This is a genomic window from Streptomyces sp. NPDC058145, assembly GCF_042884245.1.
In the GTDB taxonomy this organism is placed as follows: domain Bacteria; phylum Actinomycetota; class Actinomycetes; order Streptomycetales; family Streptomycetaceae; genus Streptomyces.
In genome coordinates, this window is record NZ_JBHVUH010000015.1 from 83,932 (window position 1) to 104,898 (window position 20,967).

At 73.3% G+C, this 20,967-nt stretch carries 16 protein-coding genes; 11 read left to right on the forward strand and 5 right to left on the reverse strand.

Going from position 1 to position 20,967, the window contains the following annotated elements; translation table 11 throughout:
- Positions 1 to 519: 519 nt before the first annotated feature.
- Entirely contained in the window at positions 520 to 1,872 is a 1,353-nt protein-coding gene (locus tag ACFVVO_RS30405; RefSeq protein ID WP_390059175.1) for a serine hydrolase domain-containing protein, read from the reverse strand.
- A gap of 101 nt (positions 1,873 to 1,973) precedes the next feature.
- The gene (locus tag ACFVVO_RS30410) at positions 1,974 to 3,182 is read right to left on the reverse strand and encodes a cytochrome P450 (protein ID WP_390059177.1); all 1,209 of its coding nucleotides are present in this window, start codon (positions 3,180 to 3,182) and stop codon (positions 1,974 to 1,976) included.
- Positions 3,183 to 4,685: 1,503 nt separating this feature from the next.
- Here ACFVVO_RS30410 and ACFVVO_RS30415 point away from each other — a divergent pair.
- Positions 4,686 to 6,761, forward strand: a complete 2,076-nt coding sequence (locus ACFVVO_RS30415; protein ID WP_390059355.1) for a SpoIIE family protein phosphatase — start codon at positions 4,686 to 4,688, stop codon at positions 6,759 to 6,761.
- Between the two features lie 169 nt (positions 6,762 to 6,930).
- Here the strand turns inward: ACFVVO_RS30415 and ACFVVO_RS30420 are convergent, their stop codons facing one another.
- On the reverse strand, positions 6,931 to 8,394 hold the full coding sequence (locus ACFVVO_RS30420; protein WP_390059356.1) for a S1 family peptidase: 1,464 nt from the start codon (positions 8,392 to 8,394) through the stop codon (positions 6,931 to 6,933).
- 197 nt (positions 8,395 to 8,591) lie between these two features.
- Between ACFVVO_RS30420 and ACFVVO_RS30425 the strand changes: the two genes are divergently transcribed.
- The 5 genes from ACFVVO_RS30425 (at position 8,592) to ACFVVO_RS30445 (ending at position 15,698) form a co-directional block, all read left to right on the forward strand.
- Positions 8,592 to 9,005: a PaaI family thioesterase gene (locus tag ACFVVO_RS30425; protein WP_390059179.1), complete on the forward strand. Its 414-nt coding sequence runs from the start codon at positions 8,592 to 8,594 to the stop codon at positions 9,003 to 9,005.
- Positions 9,006 to 9,504: 499 nt separating this feature from the next.
- Entirely contained in the window at positions 9,505 to 9,720 is a 216-nt protein-coding gene (locus ACFVVO_RS30430) for a type A2 lantipeptide (RefSeq protein WP_390059180.1), read from the forward strand.
- Positions 9,721 to 9,854: 134 nt separating this feature from the next.
- Positions 9,855 to 10,661 (forward strand): HlyD family efflux transporter periplasmic adaptor subunit, encoded by an 807-nt coding sequence (locus ACFVVO_RS30435; RefSeq protein ID WP_390059181.1) that lies wholly within the window; start codon positions 9,855 to 9,857, stop codon positions 10,659 to 10,661.
- Entirely contained in the window at positions 10,658 to 12,880 is a 2,223-nt protein-coding gene (locus tag ACFVVO_RS30440) for an NHLP family bacteriocin export ABC transporter peptidase/permease/ATPase subunit (RefSeq protein WP_390059183.1), read from the forward strand. Before ACFVVO_RS30435 ends, ACFVVO_RS30440 begins: the two co-directional genes overlap by 4 nt.
- 1 nt (position 12,881) lies before the next feature.
- On the forward strand, positions 12,882 to 15,698 hold the full coding sequence (locus ACFVVO_RS30445) for an NHLP bacteriocin export ABC transporter permease/ATPase subunit (RefSeq protein WP_390059184.1): 2,817 nt from the start codon (positions 12,882 to 12,884) through the stop codon (positions 15,696 to 15,698).
- A 26-nt stretch (positions 15,699 to 15,724) separates the two neighbouring features.
- Here ACFVVO_RS30445 and ACFVVO_RS30450 read toward each other — a convergent pair whose 3' ends face one another.
- A complete protein-coding gene (locus ACFVVO_RS30450; RefSeq protein WP_390059186.1) occupies positions 15,725 to 16,252 on the reverse strand; it encodes an SRPBCC family protein in 528 nt (175 codons plus the stop codon).
- A 178-nt stretch (positions 16,253 to 16,430) separates the two neighbouring features.
- Between ACFVVO_RS30450 and ACFVVO_RS30455 the strand changes: the two genes are divergently transcribed.
- From ACFVVO_RS30455 to ACFVVO_RS30470, 4 genes are all read left to right on the forward strand, one after another.
- Positions 16,431 to 16,598, forward strand: a complete 168-nt coding sequence (locus ACFVVO_RS30455) for a hypothetical protein (protein WP_390059187.1) — start codon at positions 16,431 to 16,433, stop codon at positions 16,596 to 16,598.
- Positions 16,599 to 16,801: 203 nt separating this feature from the next.
- Positions 16,802 to 17,815 carry an iron-containing redox enzyme family protein gene (locus tag ACFVVO_RS30460; RefSeq protein WP_390059188.1) on the forward strand — a complete coding sequence of 338 codons (1,014 nt, stop codon included), beginning with the start codon at positions 16,802 to 16,804 and terminating at the stop codon, positions 17,813 to 17,815.
- Between the two features lie 22 nt (positions 17,816 to 17,837).
- The gene (locus ACFVVO_RS30465; protein WP_390059190.1) at positions 17,838 to 18,491 is read left to right on the forward strand and encodes a HemK2/MTQ2 family protein methyltransferase; all 654 of its coding nucleotides are present in this window, start codon (positions 17,838 to 17,840) and stop codon (positions 18,489 to 18,491) included.
- Positions 18,472 to 18,669 carry a CDGSH iron-sulfur domain-containing protein gene (locus ACFVVO_RS30470; RefSeq protein WP_390059192.1) on the forward strand — a complete coding sequence of 66 codons (198 nt, stop codon included), beginning with the start codon at positions 18,472 to 18,474 and terminating at the stop codon, positions 18,667 to 18,669. The genes ACFVVO_RS30465 and ACFVVO_RS30470 overlap by 20 nt, the downstream gene beginning before the upstream one ends.
- A 232-nt stretch (positions 18,670 to 18,901) precedes the next feature.
- Here ACFVVO_RS30470 and ACFVVO_RS30475 read toward each other — a convergent pair whose 3' ends face one another.
- A complete protein-coding gene (locus ACFVVO_RS30475; protein WP_390059194.1) occupies positions 18,902 to 19,333 on the reverse strand; it encodes a protease inhibitor in 432 nt (143 codons plus the stop codon).
- 428 nt (positions 19,334 to 19,761) lie between these two features.
- Here ACFVVO_RS30475 and ACFVVO_RS30480 point away from each other — a divergent pair, with 428 nt between their 5' ends.
- Positions 19,762 to 20,931, forward strand: a complete 1,170-nt coding sequence (locus tag ACFVVO_RS30480) for a lactate 2-monooxygenase (RefSeq protein WP_390059195.1) — start codon at positions 19,762 to 19,764, stop codon at positions 20,929 to 20,931.
- The last annotated feature ends 36 nt before the right edge of the window (positions 20,932 to 20,967 follow it).

A 20,967-nucleotide genomic window follows, 5' to 3' on the forward strand; every position in this document is an offset into this window, starting at 1 on the left:
ACCGAGTCCGGCGGGAGGACCGGAGGGCCCGGCGCCCGGAACCATCGGCCTGGCGACCGAATCCGCCGAGCCGGTGGCCGGCGCACGCGCGCCGATGGCCGACCCGCCGGCTCCGGCAGCCGATCCTCCGGGCCCGGTGGCGCATCCACCGCCGGCCCGACCGGAACCGCTCGGGCCACCGGCCGAACCACCTGCCCGGCGACCGGCCACCGGCTCCGCCGGCCGGTATCGCCCGGACCCGCCCGCAGGGCTCGGGCGGCAGGCCCGTCACCGGAAGGGCCGAGCACGGCCGCTCCAGCGGGCAGGTGCGCCCCCTCCGTTGTCCGGTGGGGCACCACAGGACCACGGAGTACCGGCCGGATCGGCGGTGGTGTCCGGCCGGATGGCGTCGGCCGCGTCCGCCCGCCGGTGTCGGCACCACTGGCGGCGGCCGCCGAAGCCCGGCGGACCCGCGACCGGCGCCGGTCCGCGACGGCCGGACCCGCCGCGCCGGAACCGGGTGCCGGTGGCGACCGTGGCTCAGCCGTCGTCGGTACGGCGTGCCGCGCGTCCGGAGATCTGGACCCGGTCGACCCGGCCGGTGGCCGGATTCCGGTGGAACCGGCCTCCGGGTTCGAGGCGCCCGGTGGCCGGATCGCGCAGATCGCAGGACAGGTCGGCGTAGCAGACCAGCGGAAGGGGCAGGTCCCCGTCCACCGACAGGGCCGGCGTGCCGTCCGGTCCGGGCTCTATTCGGTAGGTCGTGGTGCCGTTGCGGTAGGTGCCCGCGCAGTCGGGCAGGCCGACGGCCCCGCCCCGGTCCACGACGTCCGTTCCGGCGGGCACCCGGATGCCGGCGAGCCGGCCCAGTTCCTCGGCGAGGTCGCGCCAGAGCGCGGTGGCGCTCCCGGCGTTGCCCGTGAAGGCGACCACCACGCCGCTCTCCGGGTCGGCCCGCAGATGGCAGGAAGTGCCCTGGGCGTTTCCGTCGTGGCCGCACCAGACACGGCCGTCCCGCTGGTACAGGGCGAGCCCGGTGCCCCAGCCGTCGGCGAGCGTGCCCGGACGGGCGGCGGTCTCGGGCCGGCGCATCTCCTTGACTACGGCGGGGGGCAGCAGGTCGGAGCGGCCGGTCAGCGCGTTGCCGAACGCGACCAGATCCCGGGCGCTCGCGAGCAGCGCGCCGGCCGGTGCCTCCAGCGGTGCCAGGGTTTGACGGGCTGGGACGGCCTGCCCGGTGGCGGTGTTGACGGCGTGTCCCGCGGCCACCGGACGGACGGGCGCGGCGTCGCCGACGAACGCGGGCAGGACATCGAGGGCTTCGAGGAGCAGCGCCCGCACGGCCTCGGGCCACGGCATGCCGGTCACCGTCTCCACCAGCCGTCCGGCGGCGACGTAGCCGGCGTTGGAGTAGGAGAAGTCGGTCCCCGGCACGAACAGCAGATCGCGCTCGGTGCAGACGGCCGTGAGGTAGCGCGCGGCGGTGGTCGCGGCGGCGGTGTCGGAGTCGGGACCGGTGGGCAGCCCGGCGGTGTGGCTGAGCAGGTGGCGGGTCGTCACCTGGGGTGTGCCGCACAGTTCCGGGAGGTACTCGGCCGCGGGCGCGTCCAGGTCGAGGTCGCCGTCGTCGGCCAGGAGCATGACGAGCGCGGCGGTGTAGGGCTTGGTGAGCGATCCCAGGGGGACCGCGGTGTCCGCGGTGAAGGGACTGCCGGTCGTGACGTCGGCCGTACCGGTGTGCACGGTGACGACGTCGCCGCCCGTGTCCAGGGCGAGTTGGGCGCCGGGCACCCGGTGGATCCGGGCGAGGGCGTCGAGGCGGGCCTGTAACTCCCGGTGCAGCAGGGACGACGGCCGGGAAGCGGTCGGAGCGGCGGGGATGGTGTACGGCATGAGAAGGGGACTCCCGTTGAGTGGGTCTCATGTGCTGGTGTGCCGGTACGGCCCGAACGAGCGGTGTGGGGGCCGGCCGGGGGCGCCTCGTGCGCCGGGGGTTACGGTCTGCCGACCTCGACGGGCAGATGCCGTACGCCGACGATGACGGCCGGGTTCTGGTGGGCGACGTCCTCGTAGGAGGGGATCACCAGGGCGCGGAATCGTTCATGCAACTTGTGAAGAGCGATCCGCGCCTCGAGCCGGGCCAGCGGCGCGCCGAAGCAGAAGTGGATGCCGTGCCCGAAGGTCAGATGCGGATTCGGGCTCCGGGTCACGTCGAAGACGTCGGGTGCGGCGAAACGGGCGGGGTCCCGGTTGGCGGCGCCCAGATGCGCCATCAGCAGCGTGCCGGCCGGGATCTCGTTACCGCCGAGGACCACCGGCCGGGTGACCAGGCGGCCCAGCTCCGGGAAGGGCGGCAGCCAGCGCAGGACCTCCTCGACGGCGGCCGGGACGCCGGCCGGGTCGGCGCGCAGCGCGGCGTCCGTACCGGGGTGCCTGTCGAAAGTGACGATCGCGTTGCCCAGCAGCGCGGTCGTGGTGATGTGCCCGGCCACCAGCAGCAGGGCCACGAAGCCGACCATCTCCTGGTCGGCGAGACGGACACCGTCCACCTCGGCGGCGATGAGTCTGCTGGTGAGGTCGTCACCGGGGTCGGCGCGGCGGGCGCGGATGTGCTCCAGCATGTAGCCGTTCATCTCGCGCACGGTGGGGGCGATGGCTTCCAGCGCCCGCTCGAGGTCGGCCATGTCGGGCGCCTCGCCGAGCTGGTCGCCGCCGAACAGAATGCTCGCCCACTCCTGGAAGAGCCGGTGTTCCTCGGCCGGGATGCCGAGCAGTTCGGCGATCACGATGATGGGCAGCGGATAGGCCAGCGCGTCGACCAGGTCGAACCGGTCGCGGTCGGCGACGGCGTCCAGCAGCCGGTCGCAGACGGCCTCGATGCGGGGGCCGAGGCCCTGCACGACCCGCGGGGTGAACGCCTGGCTCACCAGGGTGCGGAGCTTGCGGTGCTCCGGCGGGTCCATGCCGACGAAGTTGCCCCGGGTGAAGGTCTCGAAGTCGGACTGGGTGGGGGCCAGGGCGGAGAGGTCGGAGGAGTACGTCGCCGGGTCGGCGAGCACGGCGGCTACGTTCTCGTGGTCCAGCACCTGCCAGACTCGCTGCGTCTCGTCGTACCGCACGGGTCCGGCCTCGCGTAAGCCGCGCCAGCGGTCGGGTAACTCCTCCAAGAGAAGGCGTTCCCCCGTCACTTGCTTACTGGTCACCTTGTCTCCTTGCTTGCGGGTGGCGCGTGCGGGCATGGAGGAGTCACGCGCGCAGGGGCGTGGTGCACCTGGGCGGCCGGGGCCTCAGGCGTTCGGGGGCACGGCTGTGCCACCGTTGTGCGGACATCGGACGAGAGCAGCGCGTGGCCGCGCGCCCCTCTTCGTACGCGGCGGGACGGTCAGCCGGCGTCGGTCCCGTGGGGTCGGCTCATGGCCTTCGACACATGCGGTGCAGGACGCGGCGGCCGCACGGCCGGCCCCGGCTGCGCAGCGAGCCTCGTCGTGTGGCGCGCCAACCCGACATCACCCATCCCCCTCGGCGATACCTCCCGCGCAACGATCACGCGGGACCCTCCCGGCTCCTGAACGGACAGCGAGGCTCCTACCCCCGGCAGTCCGAAACGAGGTGTGAATATACGCAGTCGCAGCCCATGCCATCCGATGATTGGCATGATGCGCGCGGCGCGACACCTTCGTTTCGATGAAACTCGGCCACAGTCTTCACGGCGAGTCACGAGCAAGCAACCCCCTGAAGTTGAACGGAGCGTACTCTGCCGGTGCTTTTGCGTCACTGCTCGGCCACTTCGCGCCGCCCCCCGGGCACCAGGGCCCGTCGAACGTCGCACCGCGTGTGCCCCGGCGCCGCACCTGTAAACCGCACGCGTCGGAAAAGGACGCCGCCGGTGTGCCGGCGGACACGCCGACCGCCTGTCGGCCACGCCCGGACGGCGCTCGCCCGGCCGTCCGACGGACCGGTCGACACCCTTCCTGAACTGGGATGATGATACGACCGACGAACGCGTCAGGGCCCGTCGGCGCGGCGGTATCGCGACACGCCGTGCCGACCGCCGCCGGGGGCCGGCACGCCCCACGGCCTTCCGTCGCACCGCCGTCACCCGTTCGACCGCTCAGGAGGCGGAAAAGCGTGCCCTGCGTACAAATTCGGCCATCATGGCGCGACGGGGGCGCACTTGGCGCACTGGTACATCGCCTGTGCTTCTCCCGGCGAGCCGCGCGTCCCGGCCGACGACCGCGACACGCCGGAACACAGCCGGCCGGTCCCGGTCGGAGGGACCGACCGGTCGCACGAGTTCTGGTCCGGGGGACGAGAAGGCCCCACCGGACACGTGGACACCGAGCGAAGGGCCGACCGGGACACGGCAGCACGGCGGGAAGCACCGCGGCGCCCGCGGCCGGCGCACGGCTCGCGCGCGCGGTGGCCGGAGCGGCCCCCGAGGCGCCGCCGACGCGGCCGGCGCGACGGCCCGACGACCCGCCGTTCCGGCTCATGCCCCGGTCCGCGCCGGCGCATGGAAACGGCTGAACGGGGTATGCGTAGGCATCCGCCGTGCCGGAGGAAGCGGAGGCCTCATGAACGTTCGCCGTGCGCGGGGCGCCGCCCCGAGGGAGTCTTGTCCCCGAAAGCGCGACGCGCGGCCGTAGGAGGAGGTGGTCGGCGTGTCCGAGGGCCCGGAGCCGGCGCCGGCGGCCGGCCGGCCGCTGATGTCGCTCGTGCTGGCCGCGATGCTGGAGGACCTGCGCGCGCACTCCGGCGCGGTCTACCTGCTGCGTCGCTCCGAGCCGGTGCTGGAGATGGCGGTCATGGCGGGCATGCCCCGCGCGTTCGCGGCGCCGTGGGAGCGGGTCGGGCTGCACGCGCCGATCCCGGTGGCGGACGCGGTGCGCGAGCGCAGGCTGGTGTGGGTGAGCGGCGAGGAGGAGATGGCGCGCCGCTATCCGCGCATCTCGGTGGTGCTGCCGTACCCCTTCGCGCTGGCCGCGGCGCCGGTGGCGACGGCCGACACCGTGTTCGGCGCCGTGTTCGTGACCTGGCCCGGGACGCATCAGCGGGAGCTGTCCGACCCGGAGCGGAAGCGTCTGACCGCGGGCTGCGAACGGCTGGCGCTGCGGCTGGCCCGGGCCGCGGAGGAGAACACGACGCTGCTCCCCGAGGCCGATCTGCTGGCGGCGCCGGTGTCGGGGGTGGCGGGCACGCTGGGCTCGATGGAGGCGGCGCGGATGGTGGCCCGGCTGCCGTACGGGCTGGTGTCGCTGGACCTGCACGGCCGGGTCGGCTTCGTCAACGCGGCGGCCGCCGAGCTGCTCGGCAGGCCCGCGAGCGAACTGCTGGGCACCCTGCCGTGGGTGTCGGTGCCGTGGCTGAACGACCCGGTGTACGAGGACCGCTACCGGGCCGCGCTGATCAGCCAGCAGGTGGCGTCGTTCGTGGCGCTGCGCCCGCCGGGCGAGTGGCTGTCGTTCCGGCTGTACCCGAGCACGACCGGGCTGAGCGTGCGGATCACCCGGGCCCGGGCGGTGGCGGAGATCACCCGGGGGGCGCCGCAGCCGGGACCGGGACCGTCCCGGCTGGTGACGATCTCTCAGGTGCTCAGCCTGGCCGGGGCGCTGACCGAGGCGGTCGGGGTGCACGACGTGGTGCAGATGGTCGCCGACGAGGTGGCCCCGGCGGTCGGCAGCCAGGCGCTGGTGATCCTCGGCTCCCAGGGCGGGCGGCTGCACGTGCTGGGGCACCGCGGGTACACGGACCCGCATGTCGTGGAGAGGTTCGACGGGCTGCCGCTGAGCGAGCGCACCCCGGGCACCCAGGTCCTGAACAACGGCGTGCCGGCGTTCTTCGAGACCCAGGAGCAGTTGGAGCGGCTGTATCCCAGCCGGCGGCGGACCCCGGACGGTTACGCGGCCTGGGCCTTCCTGCCGCTGATCGCGTCCGGGCGGCCGGTGGGCACCTGTGTGCTGGCGTACGCGGAACCGCGGGTCTTCCCCGCCGACGAGCGGGCCGTCCTGACGAGCCTCGGCGGTCTCATCGCGCAGGCGCTGGAGCGCGCCATGCTGTACGACGCCAAGCACCGGCTGGCTCAGGGGCTCCAGGAGTCCCTGCTGCCGCACTCGCTGGCGAGGCTGCCCGGCATCGAGGCGGCCGCCCGGTATCTGCCGGCCACTCAGGGCATGGAGATCGGCGGCGACTTCTACGACCTGGTGCCGACCGGTCCGCAGGCGGCGGCGGTGATCGGGGACGTACAGGGCCACAACGTGACGGCGGCCGCGCTGATGGGGCAGATCCGCACCGGGGTACGCGCCTACACCACCGTGGGGCAGCCGCCCGAGGAGGTGATGAGCAGCACCAACCGGCTGCTCATCGACCTCGGCGCCGAACTGTTCGCGAGCTGCCTGTACCTGCGCCTGGATCCGGCCCGGGGCCGGGCCGTGATGGCCCGTGCCGGGCATCCGCCGCCCCTGCTCAGGCGCCCGGACGGCCGGGTGCGGGTGCTGGACCTGGCCGGCGGCCCGCTGCTGGGCATCGACGCCTCCGCCACGTACCCGACGACCGAGGTGTCCCTGATGCCCGGCTCGGTCCTCGCGCTGTACACGGACGGCCTGGTGGAGTCGCCCGGCGTGGACATCGAGGACTCCCTGGTCGACCTGGGCGCACTGCTCGGCGAGGTGGGCGGCCGGCCGCTGGAGGAGCTGGCCGACGAACTGGTGCGGCACAGCGCGGCGGCGCAGGAACGGGTGGACGACGTGGCGGTGCTGCTGCTCAGGGCCCACGACCGCGGCTGAGCCGCGGTCGCTGTGCCGGCGGCCGAGTCCCAGGTGCTGTGACGGCCGCGGTCCGGCCCTCCCGCCGGAGGGCCGGACCCTCCCCGGCCGGCCGAGCCGCTGGGGGCCGGTCAGGGAGTCGTGGTGCGGCTCGGTGGTCCCGGTACGGCTCGATGGGACCCGGTGAGGGTCAGTGGGACCCGGTGACGGAGGACGACCCGTCGCCCGCGCCCGACTGGTCACCGGCGCCGGTGCCCTCGCCCGCGCCGCTCTGGCCGCCGCCCGCCGTGGCCGACGGGTCCGCGCCGCCGCCGATCTGGTCGCCGCCCGCCTGGTCACCGGCACCCGCCTGGTCACCGGCACCCGCCTGGTCGCCCGCGCCCGCCTGGTCACCGGCACCCGCCTGGTCGCCCGCGCCCGCCTGGTCGCCGGCACCCGCCTGGTCACCGGCACCGGCCTGGTCGCCCGCGCCCGCGCCCGACTGGTCCCCCGCGCCCGCCTGGCCGCCCGCGCCGTTGCCGCCGTCGCCGAGGGTGGCTCCGGTGGCCTGCAGGGCCGCGGTGACCGGCTGGAAGAAGGTCTCGCCGCCGCTGGTGCAGTCGCCGCTGCCGCCGGAGGTGAGGCCGACGGCGCCGCCGTCCTGGGTGAACAGGGAGCCACCGCTGTCGCCCGCCTCGGCGCAGACGTTGGTCTGGATGAGGCCGGTGACGGTGTCGACGCCGTTCGGGTCGGTCTCGCTCTGGAAGTTGACGGTGGCGTCGAGTCCGGTCACCTGGCCGTTGTGCAGCCCGGTGGTGGAGCCCATCCGGAACACGGTCTGGCCGACCGTGGCGTCCGCCGCCTGGTTGATCTGCACGGTCTGGCCGTTGCCCGCGTTGACCTCGCTGGGCGCCTGGGTGTTCGGATCGTCGTACTTGACGAGCGAGAAGTCGCCCTCCCCGGGGAAGGTGGCCTGGTCCACGGTGGCGATGGGCTGCCCGTTCTGGGAGTCGGACCACTGCTTGGCCGCCACCCCGCAGTGACCGGCCGTCAGGAAGGCGGGGCTGCCGTCGGAGGCGGTGACGTTGAACCCGAGGGAACAGCGCACGTTGCCGCCCTGCACCTGGGAGAAGATGGCGTCGCCGCCCGAGACGAAGGTTTTGAGGGTGCCGGCGGACCTCTTCAGGGTGGCCATGCCGGAACCGAGACCGCTCACGGTCGACTGGACCCGGTCCCACTTGGCGCCGGTGACGGTGGAGTCGGCGGTGACCACGACCTTGTTGGTGCGCGGGTCGACGGCCCAGGCGGTGCCCGGGACGGTGGCCCTGCTCTTCAGGGTCCGTGCGGCGGACGCCAGTTCGGCGGTGCTGTTGTCGACCTGGCGCACGGCCGCGCCGGCCTTCTCCGCCTGGACGATCACGTTCTTGTCGCCGCCGACCACGTTGACGACGAGTTGCTGCTTGGAGCTGTCGTAGTAGGACCCGGCGAGGGCGTCGCCGAGCGCCTTCTGCAGCCGCGCGGCGAGATCCGAGGCGTCCGCGGCCTTCAGGGTCCTGGCGGTGCCGGCGGCGCCCGAGGCCTTGTCCTGCGACGCGTTGGCGTTGGGCAGCAGGAGGGCCGCCGCGCCGAGGGCCGCGACACCGCCCACCGCTATCGCGGCCTTGCGCTTGGGCATTCGCTTGTGACTCAAACTTCTCGACCTCCTGGGACGGGGGTTCTGCCACTGTCGGGCAGTCGTTCGGGGCGCCTGGATGGCTACAGGTACGGGCGGGTCTCGTGGTGCGTTCAATTCCGCTTGCCGACTCCCGTGCCACGGCGGTGAATCGGCCACGTCGTGCGTGTCGCGGTGCCGGCCCGGGAACAATCGCCCGTATGACGCTGACCATCGCCGAAGCCGACAAGATCCTCGCCACCCGCTTCGCCCCCTGGGTCCTCGAACTGGGGCTGGCGGTGGAGTCCTTGGGCGAGGACCGCGCGGTGCTGCGGTTGCCCTGGTCGGAGCGGCTGGCCCGGGAGGGCGGCGGGCTGTCGGGGCAGGCGTTGATGGCGGCGGCCGACACGGCCACGGTGATCGCGGTGTCGGCCGCGCGGGGCGGCTTCGTGCCGATGACGACCGTGCAGCAGTCGACGTCCTTCCAGCGCGCGGTGACCGGTTCGGACGTCCTGATCGAGGCGGTGCTCACCAAGCTGGGCCGGCGGATGGCGTTCGCCGACATCACCCTGGGCGACGCGGAGTCGGGCGCGCTCGCGGCGCGCGCGAGCACGGTCTACGCGCTTCTGGGCTGAGGGCCCGCGCGCTCCCGGGCCGACGGCCCGCACGCCTCGAGACCGACACGTTCGGCTACCGACCGGTAACGGTCAGTTCCGCTCACGTACCGGAATCCCTGCTTCAGGGAATCTGCACATGGAATGCCCAAGCACGTCACCGCCGCCCTCGTTTCTGCACATCCGCGCGCCCCCGCGGTACGCCTTTGGCGCGGAGTGCCGGATTCGCCACCCGGCAGGCAGGGACATGGCCGCGCCGAAGCCCTGCGGCATGTGAAGGAGTAGCCGACATGGCGTGCGCACACCTGCACCGTTGAGCCCCTTGGCGCGCCAAGTGCCCAGGTGAGAGGCCTGTTTGATTGGAAGCCAGGCCTGCGGGCGTGCTTTGATCCATCGCACCGCGGGCATTGCCCGGGCTTCCGGAGACGGAGGCCCGGAGCCCGCGGTCGCGGCCGTCCGTCTGTCCCCAGAGGGGGCCGCTTCCCCCCTTATGAATATCCATACGAAGGGAAGTTCCACCATGAACTCCACCCCCCAGGTTGCGACCGTCGAGATCTCGGACGCCGAGCTGGACAACGTCTCCGGCGGTCTGTCCCTGAACGCCCTCAACACCGTGACCGGTGCCGTGAACGGCGTTGCCCCGGTCGCCGGCCTGGCGGACACGGCCGTCGGCACCGTCGAGGGTGTCACCGGCCTGAACACCGCGCCGGTCACCGGCCTGGTCGCCGGTCTCTGACCGCACCTAGGTGTCACCGAAGTCCCGGAGCCGCCCCCCGGCTCCGGGACTCTCGGGTGCCCGCACAGGACCGACGGTCCTCCCGCGGCACCCGCTTGTCGTAACGATGTCTCTCCTCGGGTGAGGGAAGTTCCGTGCAGTTCCGCCAACAGGCCCTCGCCAAGCTCCAGTCGCCGGAGGAGCTGGACCTTCCGGTGCGGCTGGCCCGCCCCCAGGGCTGGCTCGCGCTCGGCGTCACCGTCGTCGTCATGGCGGCGGCCTCCGTATGGGCGGTGACCGGTTCGGTCGCCTCCACCGTCGGCGCTCAGGCCGTCCTGACCCACGGGCAGGGCAGTTACCTGCTGCAGAGCCCCGTGGCCGGCCAGGTCACGGCCGTGCTCGCCAAGCAGGGCGAGCGGCTGCCGGCCGGCGCGCCCGTCCTCAAGGTCCGCACCGGCAAGGGCGACACGGTGGTGCGCACCGTCGCCGCGGGCCGGATCACCGCGCTCGCCGCCACCATCGGGCAGATCGTGCAGACCGGCGCCAACGTGGCCTCCGTGGAGAAGATCGCCCACGCCTCGGACCCGCTGTACGCGACCGTGTACGTGCCGGCCGAGAACGCGGCCGCCATCCCGGCGCACGCCCCGGTCGACCTGACCGTGTCCTCCGTACCGACACAGCGGTACGGCGTGCTGCGCGGACATGTGAAGTCGGTGGACCGGGCCGCGCAGTCCCCGCAGTCGATCGCCGCGTTCCTCGGCGACAGCCAGCTCGGCGAGCAGTTCACCCGGAAGGGCCGCCCGGTGGCGGTGCTGGTCGCACTGGACAAGTCGGCGTCGACGAGGAGCGGTTACCGCTGGTCGTCCACCGAGGGGCCGCCGTACCGGCTCGACTCCATGACCCTCGCCTCCGGTTCGATCAAGCTGGCCGACCAGCGTCCCGTCGATTGGCTGCTCCCGTGACCACCGCCCAGGAAACCCGCGGCCGCAGACGGGCCGCCCCGGCCCGCAGGCCGGTCCCCAAGTCCCGTGGTGGCACGGTCCGTACGCCCACCGTGCTCCAGATGGAGGCCGTCGAGTGCGGCGCCGCCTCCCTCGCGATGGTGCTCGGCCACTACGGCCGGCACGTCCCGCTGGAGGAGCTGCGCATCGCCTGCGGTGTCTCCCGCGACGGCTCGCGCGCCAGCAACCTGCTGAAGGCAGCCCGCGGTTACGGGCTGACCGCCAAGGGCATGCAGATGGACCTGGCCGCGCTCGCCGAGGTGAAGGCGCCGGCCGTCCTCTTCTGGGAGTTCAACCACTACGTCGTCTACGACGGCATGGGCCGCCGCTTCGGCCGCCGCGGGGTGTACGTCAACGACCCCGCCAAGGGCCGCCGGTTCGTGCCGATGGAGGAGTTCGACGGCAGCTTCACCGGTGTCGTGCTGGTGATGGAGCCGGGCGAGGACTTCACCAGGGGCGGCCGCCGGCCGGGCGTGCTCGGCGCGATGCCGGCCCGGCTGCGCGGCACCGCGGGCACCCTGCCGGCCGCCGTGCTGGCCAGCCTGCTGCTGGTGGCGGTGGGTGCGGCGGTGCCCGCGCTCAGCCGTACCTACATCGACATGTTCCTCATCGGCGGACAGACCTCGCTGCTCGGCGTGCTGTTCGCCTCGATGGCCACCTGCGTCGCGCTCACACTGGTGCTGACCTGGCTCCAGCAGGCCAACCTGCTGCACGGCCGGATCATCTCCTCCACCCTCTCCAGCGCCCGTTTCCTGCGCCATCTGCTGCGGCTGCCGGTCACCTTCTTCTCCCAGCGCTCCCCCGCCGACCTGGTGCAGCGGCTGCAGTCCAACGACCAGGTGGCCGAGACCCTCGCCCGCGACCTCGCGGCGGCGGGCGTGGACGCCATCGTGGTCGTGCTGTACGCCGTGCTGCTGTACACCTACGACCCGCAACTGACGTTCGTCGGCATCGGCGTGGCCCTGCTGAACGTGGTGGCCATGCGGCTGGTGGTACGGCTGCGGGCGACCCGGACGGCGAAACTGCGCGCGGACACCGCCCGGCTCACCAACACCTCGTACTCCGGGCTGCAGCTGATCGAGACGATGAAGGCGACCGGCGGCGAGGACGGCTACTTCCGCAAGTGGGCCGGGCAGCACGCCACCACGCTGGAGGAGCAGCAGCGGCTCGGCGTGCCGAGCGCCTGGCTGGGTGTGGTCGCGCCGACGCTCGCCACGCTCAACAGCGCGCTGATCCTCTGGATCGGCGGGATGCGGGCCGTCGAGGGGCACATCTCGGTCGGTCTGCTGGTCGCCTTCCAGGCGCTGGTCACCCGGTTCACCGCGCCGCTGACCCGGCTCAACGGCGTGGCGGGCCGCATCCAGGACTTCGCCGCCGACGTGGCCCGGCTGAAGGACGTGGAGAACTTCCAGGCCGACCCGCTCTACGCGCGGCCCGGCTCGGGCGACTCCACCCGCCGGCTGCACGGGCACATCGAGCTGGAGAACGTCACCTTCGGCTACAGCCCGCTGGACCAGCCGCTGCTGACCGGGTTCGACCTGACCGTGGGCCCCGGCCGGCAGGTGGCGCTGGTCGGCGGCTCGGGCAGCGGCAAGTCGACGGTGTCACGGCTGATCTCGGGCCTGTACACACCGTGGGACGGGGTGATCCGCATCGACGGCCGCCGGCTGGAGGACATCCCGCGCGGCGCGCTCGCCGCCTCGGTGTCCTTCGTCGACCAGGACGTGTTCCTGTTCGAGGGCTCGATCCGCGACAACGTGGCCCTGTGGGACCCGTCGATCCCCGACGAGGCGGTGATCGAGGCGCTGAAGGACGCGGCCCTCCACGACGTGGTGACGCGCCGGCCCGGCGGGATCCACAGCATGGTCGAGCAGGACGGCCGGAACTTCTCCGGCGGGCAGCGGCAACGCCTGGAGATCGCCCGGGCGCTGGTGCGCCGGCCGAGCATTCTGGTGCTGGACGAGGTGACCAGCGCGCTGGACGCGGAGACCGAGCTGGTCGTGATGGACAACCTGCGCCGGCGCGGCTGCGCCTGCGTGGTGATCGCCCACCGGCTGAGCACGGTCCGCGACAGCGACGAGATCGTCGTGCTGGAGCACGGAACCGTCGTGGAACGCGGGCGGCACGAGGAGCTGGTGGCGCGCGGCGGCGCGTACGCCGCGCTGGTCAGGGAGCGGTGAGATGACGTCCGTGCACGAAGGCGACCTCGTCCTCGAGGCGCTCGGTTCGCTGGGCACGCGGGTCGACTGCGCCGGTTTCAGCCGCGTGGACCTCGAAGGGCCGCAGGTGCTGTGGCTGGTCGCGGCCGGCGCGCTCGACCTGTTCGCGGTGGACGCCGATCAGCAGGGCCACTGGCATCATCTCGGCCGTCTTGAGGCGGGCGCGCTGCTGCTCGGCCCGGTCGCCGGGGCCCAGCACACGCTCGTGGCCCGCCCGGTGCGCGACTGCGTACTGCACCGCGTCAACCTGCGCGAGCTGTACCAGCCCGCCCACACCCAGACCTGGTCGTACGACGAGTACGGCAACCCGCAGTACGTGCCGCCCACGACCAGCCCGCTGGAGTACGCCCTCGCCCTCGGTGTCGGCCGTGGCCTGTCCGTCCTCTTCCAGGCGCCGATGGCCGAGGAGCGGTCGGCCGCGCCCGCGGACGACGACGTGTTCTGGATGCAGGTGCCGCCGGGCAGCGTGCAGTACGGCTCGCTCTACGGCGCCGAGGCCGCTGCCGATCTGCTGATGGACCCCGCCCTGTGGCAGAGCATGGTCGATCAGCAGTACCGGCTGCTGACCGCGCTGGACCGGTGGATCGAGCAGCTCGAGCGCACCCACGAGACACGTACGGCGGCCGGCATCAAGGCCGGTGAGGCGGTCCGCGCCCAGGCCGACCAGACGCTGCTGGCCTCCATCGGCAGGCGCTCGGCCCGTCCCGCGACGGCCGCCGACGCCGACGCGAGCTACGCGGCCTGCAAGCTGGTCGCCGAGGCGGCCGGTATCGAACTGGCCGCACCCGCGCAGAGCGGCACCGAGAGCGAACGCCTCGACCCGGTCGAGCGGGTGGCGCTCGCCTCCCGGGTGCGCACCCGCGCGGTCCGTCTGGACGGCCGCTGGTGGCGGGAGAACGTGGGCCCGCTGGTGGGGCACCGGGCGCTGTCCGGGGCGCCGGTGGCACTGCTGTGGCGGCGCGGCGGCTATGTGGCCGTGCATCCGGGCACCGGGCGCGAGACGCCGGTGGAGAGGGCGAACGCCGAGGAGTTCGAGCAGCGCGCGGTGATGTTCTACCGGCCGCTGCCCGATCGGCGGCTCGGTCCGCTCGGGCTGCTGCGGTTCAGCCTGCGCGGCACGCGCGGCGACCTGGGCAATCTGATGCTGGCGGGGCTGGTGACGGTCGCCATCGGCGCGCTGGTGCCGATCGCCACCGGCAAGGTGCTCGGCGAGTACGTGCCGAAGGCCCAGACCGGCCTGATCGTGCGGGTGTGCCTGGCCGTGATGGTGAGCGGGGTGGTGTCGGCCGCGTTCACGCTGCTGGAGAACCTGACCATCCTGCGCATGGAGGGCCGTATCGAGTCGGCGCTGCAGCCGGCCGTCTGGGACCGGCTGCTGCGGCTGCCCACCCGGTTCTTCACCCAGCGCTCCACGGGCGAACTCGCCAGTGCCGCCATGGGCATCAGCGCGATCCGCCGACTGCTGGCCGGGACCGGCCCGGTGGTGGCGCAGTCGGTGACGGTCGGCGCGATGAACCTGGGGCTGCTGTTCTGGTACAGCGCGCCGATGGCCATGGCGGCGATCGGCATGCTCGTCGTCATCGCGGTGGTGTTCCTGGGGCTCGGCCTGTGGCAGGTGCGCTGGCAGCGGCGCCTGGTGGTGGTCGGCAACAAGCTGAACAACCAGGCCTTCCAGACCCTGCGCGGCCTACCCAAGCTGCGGGTGGCGGCGGCGGAGAACTACGCGTACGCCGCCTGGGCGCGCCAGTTCGCGCACAGCCGGGAGCTCCAGCAGAAGGTGGGCCGGATCAAGAACCTCACCTCGGTGCTGGGCGCGGTCTACCTGCCGGTGTGCACCCTGCTGATGTTCATGCTGCTGGCGGGACCGGCGAGGGGCGCCATGTCGGCGGCGGCGTTCCTCACCTTCAACACCTCGGTGACGATGGTGCTCACCTCGGTCACCCAGCTCACCGGTTCCTTCGTCTCGGCGGTGGCCGCGCTGCCGCTGTTCGAGGAGATCAGGCCGGTGCTGGACGCCACGCCCGAGGTCCGCACCGCGAGCACCCGCCCGGGCCCGCTGTCGGGCGCCGTCGAGGCCCGCCGGCTGTCGTTCCGGTACGCCGACGACGGCCCGCTCGTCCTCGACGACGTGTCCTTCGCCGTCCGCCCGGGCGAGTTCGTGGCGATCGTCGGCCCGAGCGGCTGCGGCAAGTCCACGCTGCTGCGGATGCTCATCGGCTTCGACCGGCCGGTCTCGGGCAGCGTTCTGTACGACGGCCAGGACCTGGCGGCCCTGGACCAGTCGGCGGTGCGCCGCCAGTGCGGTGTGGTCCTCCAGCACGCGCAGCCGTTCACCGGTTCCATCCTGGACGTCATCTGCGGCACCGAGCCGTACACGCCGGAGGAGGCGATGGCCGCCGCCGAGCTGGCGGGCCTCGCGGAGGACATCCAGCGGATGCCGATGGGCCTGCACACGATCGTGGCCGGCAACGGCGCGATCTCCGGTGGCCAGCGGCAGCGGCTGATGATCGCCCAGGCGCTGATCCGGCGTCCGCGCATCCTCTTCTTCGACGAGGCGACCAGCGCCCTGGACAACGACACCCAGCGCACGGTCATCGACAGCACCCGCAAGCTGAACGCGACCCGCATCGTCATCGCGCACCGCCTGTCGACGGTGCTGGACGCGGACCGGGTGATCGTGATGGAGGACGGCCGGGTGATTCAGCAGGGCCCGCCCGCCGAGCTGCTCGCCGACACCGGGGGCAGGCTGCACGAACTGGTGCGCAGGCAGCTGGCGTAGGCCCGGGACCGACCCGCGCCGAGCGGTCAGTCCAGGCCCGGCACCGGCGCGCCCGAGGGCACTTCGGCCGCGACGTAGCCGTCGTAGAACTCCCGCCAGGCCGCGCCCGCCCCGGTATGCGGCCCCGCGGTGCGCTCGCCGTGCGCCTTGGCGTCCAGGGCGGCCAGGCACACCTCCCAGCCGGCGCCGTTGCGCGCGGCGGCGTTCTCGGCGGCGAGCACGTCGGTGAGCGTCAGCCGGGTGCGCCGGCCGCCCTCCGCTTCGAGGTCGAAGCGGAGTTCGTCGCCGCCCCACTCGAAGCGGAGATGGCGGGGCGGTTCGGCGGCGAGCACCGTGCCGGTGGACTCCGGCATGTTCGGGTCGCCGCTGAACCGGATGGCGCCGCCGGGGCGCAGGTCCATCTCGGCGCGCGAGGGGAACCAGCCGGCGAGCTCGCCGGGGTCGGTCACCAGCCGCCAGACCCGGTCCGCCGGCTGGTCGTAGGTGCGGCGGAACCGGACGGCCGGGCGACCGTCGTCCAGGGTCAGGAAGGTGCCGGTGAGGTCGACGGGCATGGTGATCGGTCCTCCACGGTGCGGGCCCCCCTCGGCTCGTCGAGGCTACCCGCCCGCCTCCATGCGCGTCCGGACGCCGTGCGCGAGCGCCGCTCCCCCGGGCTCGCGCCGGAGCGCTTGGGACGGCACCGGCGGGTAACCCGTAGTGGATCAGCACGAAGCGACGGAAGGAGACGCCATGCCGGGCGGGAACGACCAGGGGAAGCGGCCCGAGACGGCCCTGGAGGAGGTGCTCCGCGAGACCGAGGAGGCCGAGAAGCACGGCGAGGACAAGAAGAGCCGGGGCGAGGCGGCGGACGCCATCACCCCGAACACCGGGGCGCAGGAGCAGTCGCAGGGGGACTGAGCGGGGCCGCGTCGTCCCGGCGGAGCGCCCACGGGGTGCTCCGCCGGCGCGCGGGCGACCGCGTGCGGGTTCGTCGCCGGTCTGTCGTCGAGCTGCCGCCAGGCGCCGCTCCCGGACACGGGCCGGTGCGGGAGGCGTCGGGCGAGCGTTCGAGCGTGCGGTTGATCACTGGTGCTTTCATGACGGCCGGGTACCCGACTGCCATGAACCACCACCTGCGAGGACCCGAGCTGCCCGCGCCGCGCGGGCCCCTGTCCGCCGCCGTCACCGCGTACCTGCGCGGCACCGGACCGGTGCCCGGTGCCTCCGGCGCCGCGGCCGCCGATCCCTACGGCGACGATCTCCAGCTCGCCCTGTACCTGTGCTACGAACTGCACTACCGCGGCTTCGCCGGGGTCCGCCCGGAGCTCGAGTGGGATCCCGGGCTGCTCGCGCTGCGAGGCCCGCTCGAGGACCGGTTCCTGTCCGCGCTGCGCGCCGACACGCCGGTGCACGACAGCCTCGACGAGGCGCTGGCCGCCCTCCTGGTCGAACCGGCCGAGGGCACCGGCGTCACACACTTCCTGTGCGACGAGGGCGAGCTGTGGCACCTGCGCGAGTACGCGGCCCAGCGTTCCCTGTACCACCTGAAGGAGGCCGACCCGCACGCCTGGGTGCTGCCCCGGCTGTGGGGCCGGGCCAAGGCGGCGATGGCGGCGGTGGAGTTCGACGAGTTCGGCGGCGGCCGGGCCGAGCGTGTGCACGCCCGGCTGTTCGCCGACCTGATGACGGACCTCGGCCTGGACACCGCGTACGGGCGCCACCTGGACGCGGCCTGCGCCGAGATGCTCGCCGTCGTCAACCTGATGTCGCTGTTCGGGCTGCACCGCCGGCTGCGCGGGGCCCTGGTGGGCCACTTCGCGGACGTGGAGATCACCTCCTCGCCCGGTTCCCGCCGGCTGGCCGAGGCGATGCGCCGTACGGGTGCCGGGCCGGCCGCCGAGTTCTTCTACGACGAGCACGTCGAGGCGGACGCGGTGCACGAGCAGGTCGTCCGCCACGACGTGATCGGCGGGCTGCTGGCGGAGGAGCCCGAGCTGGCCGGTGACATCGCCTTCGGCGTCGACGCCACCGAGTACCTGGAGGGGCGGCTGGCGCGGCGGCTGCTCGGCGAGTGGCGTGCGGGACGGTCGTCGCTCCGTGTTCCGTTTGCCCAGGAAATGGCCCATACATCCTGATGACGGGGGTACCCGGGGCGACGTGACAGCATGGGTACTCCCGGGCGTGTACGCCCCACAGGACGACACGGCCTTGCTGGCCGAGGCACTGGACGAAGAGGCGCCCGCGCCGGGTGCGCGAGTGCTGGACGTGGGCACCGGGAGCGGTGCCCTGGCCCTGGCCGCCGCCCGGCGCGGCGCCGAGGTGACCGCCGTGGACGTGTCCCGGCGGGCGGTGTGGACGGCGCGGCTGAACGCGTGGCTGACCCGGCTGCCGGTGCGGATACGGCGCGGCAACCTCTTCGGCCCGGTCGCGGACGGAACGTACGACCTCATCCTGGCCAACCCGCCGTACGTGCCGGCGCCCGGCACCGGACGCGAGCCGCACGGCCGGTCGCGGGCCTGGGACGCGGGCCACGACGGGCGGCTGCTGCTGGACCGGATCTGCCGGGACGCGCCGGCGCTGCTGCGGCCCGGCGGGGTACTGCTGCTGGTCCACTCGGCGCTGAGCGGCCCCGAGCGCACCCTGGAACTGCTGCGCGCTGCGGACCTGAAGGCCGCCGTCGTCCGGCGCCGCTGGATCGAGTTCGGTCCGGTGCTGCGCTCCCGGGAGGCCTGGCTGCGCCGGAGCGGTCTGCTCACGGCCGCCGACGACAAGGAGGAGCTGGTGGTGATCCGTGCCGAACGAGCCTGCTGAACGACCCCGCCGCATCCGGATGCAGCGAAGCGGGCCGCTCCTGATGGAGGGCCCGGTGGAGATCGAGCTGGAGGACGGCACCACGGTCTCCTCCGACCGCTTCCGGGTCGCCCTGTGCACCTGCCGGCGCAGTCGCCGCTACCCCTGGTGCGACACGAGTCACCGGCGCAAGACCTGACGTCCAATCTTCAGTTGAAACCGGTTGCTTTTCGATACCGGTTGTTTTTCGCCGCTCCCCGGAGAGGCCCCCCACGGGCCTGTTCCGGGGAGCGGCTGTGTGCCCGGGAATCCGGCGGGCGGCCCCACTCCGCCCGTCGGTCCCGGTGCGAGATCGCAGGTCCCCGCTCCAGGGGCCGCACTCCCCAGTTGCGAGCCTGATCCGGCGTCGCGGAGACCGTACGATCCCGGTCCTAGAACGCGAAGACGCTGTTGCTCATGGCGTCCTTCACGCAGGAGTTGCCGAAGGTGCGCTCGTACGAGACGCGCTTGCCCTGCCAGACACCCTGGACCGTGACCACGACGGGGTCGTAGAGCTTGGTGCACCGCACGTCGTCGCGGCTCTTCAGGGCCGAGAGGTCGCCGCCGACGCCGCGCAGTTCGGCGCAGGCGTCGATCGCCGCCGGGTGGGTGCCGGAAGCCGTCGGGGCGCAGTTCAGGGTGACGGCGCGCTCGGGGGTGGCCGCGGCCGCGGTCTCGCCGTGGCCGGTGGTCAGCACCAGCGCCGAGGGGGCGTAGAGCGACGACGGGGCGGCGCCCGGTGCAGCGAGGGCGGCCCCGGTCAGGGGTCCGCATACGGCGGCCGTGAGGCCGAGGATCGCTGCCCAGCGCGCGGTGTTCCGCATTGTGTGCATCCTTCCGCTCGAATAGACGGGTGCCCTCCGGCCCGGTCGGCGCCGGAGCGGCGAGCGCCACTCTGCCGAGTCCGCCGGCGAAACACACATCCCACCCACAGCTTTCGGTAACATTGCGTGTTGAAACAGTGGCGTGAAGTCACGGAAACTGAACGCATCGACCGCACAACTGAGCGGTTCTTGATCGCGGTGACCGGCCGAATGGCCGAAAGGCACCCTCTTGTTAATCGGCCTGAAACATAACGCCCCCACCCCACGGCGGGCCCTTCACGACCTCTTCACGGCTTCTCGCGTTCATGGAGCGTCCAGGGACGCGCGTGCCCCCGCCGCGGCCAAGGGGTTCCCGGTGGAGCCGTCCTGGCCTACCCGCGAGTATCGTCGGCACGCGCTGACGTGGCGGCGAGTGGTGGGAGGGACGGATGGCCAAGCACTGGGCGGACTTCCAGTACGAGATCTACCTGAACGGGATGACGGGTGCCGTGCCGCGGCTGCCCACCGATCTGACCCGGCTGGAGGAGCTGGCCGAACACCGGCTCGGGCCGGGTCCGGTGGGGTATGTGGCGGGCAGCGCGGGTGACGGCGGCACCGCCCGCGCCAACCGGGCGGCCCTGGCCCGGCGCCGGATCGTGCCGCGCATGCTGCGCGACGTCCAGGAGCGGGACCTGACGACCGAGGTGCTGGGCCGCACCCTGCCGGCCCCGCTGGCCCTCGCCCCGGTCGGCGTGCTGTCGATCATGCACCCGGACGCCGAGTCTGCCGCCGCCCGGGCCGCCGCCGCGCAGGGCGTGCCGTTCGTCCTGTCCTCGGCGTCCAGTACGCCCCTCGAGCGGGTGGCGGAGGCCATGGGGGACGCCGAGCGCTGGTTCCAGCTGTACTGGGGCAAGGACCGTGAGGTGACGCGGAGTTTCCTCACCCGCGCCAAGGCCGCCGGGTTCTCGGTGCTCGTCGTCACCCTGGACACCCCGCTGCTGGCCTGGCGCCCGCGCGATCTGGACCAGGCGTACCTGCCGTTCCTGCACGGGGTGGGCACCGCCAACTACTTCACCGACCCGGCCTTCCAGGCGGGCCTGGCCAAGCCCGTCCACGAGGACCCGAACGCCGCGGTGCTGCACTTCCTCGGTCTGTTCGGGGACGCGGGCCACACCTGGCCCGACCTCGGTTTCCTGCGCGAGCACTGGGACGGGCCGATCGTCCTCAAGGGCGTCCTGCACCCGGACGACGCCCGGCTCGCCGCGGACGCCGGGATGGACGGCGTGGTGGTCTCCAACCACGGCGGCCGGCAGGTGGCGGGTTCGATCGCGGCGGCCGACGCGCTGCCCGGGATCGCGGACGCGGTGGGCGACCGGCTGAGCGTGCTGTTCGACAGCGGGGTGCGCACCGGCGACGACGTGTTCAAGGCGCTCGCCCTGGGCGCGCGGGCGGTGCTGCTCGGCCGGCCGTACGTCTACGGCCTCGGTCTGGACGGGCAGGCGGGCGTCGAGCACGTCATCCGCTGCGTCCTGGCGGAACTGGACCTCACCCTCGCCCTGTCCGGCCACGCCACGCCCGCGACGGTCACACCGGACGACCTCGTCGAGGCGGCCGTCTGACCGGCCTGTCCCGCCGCCGGCCGGCGGCGGGACAGG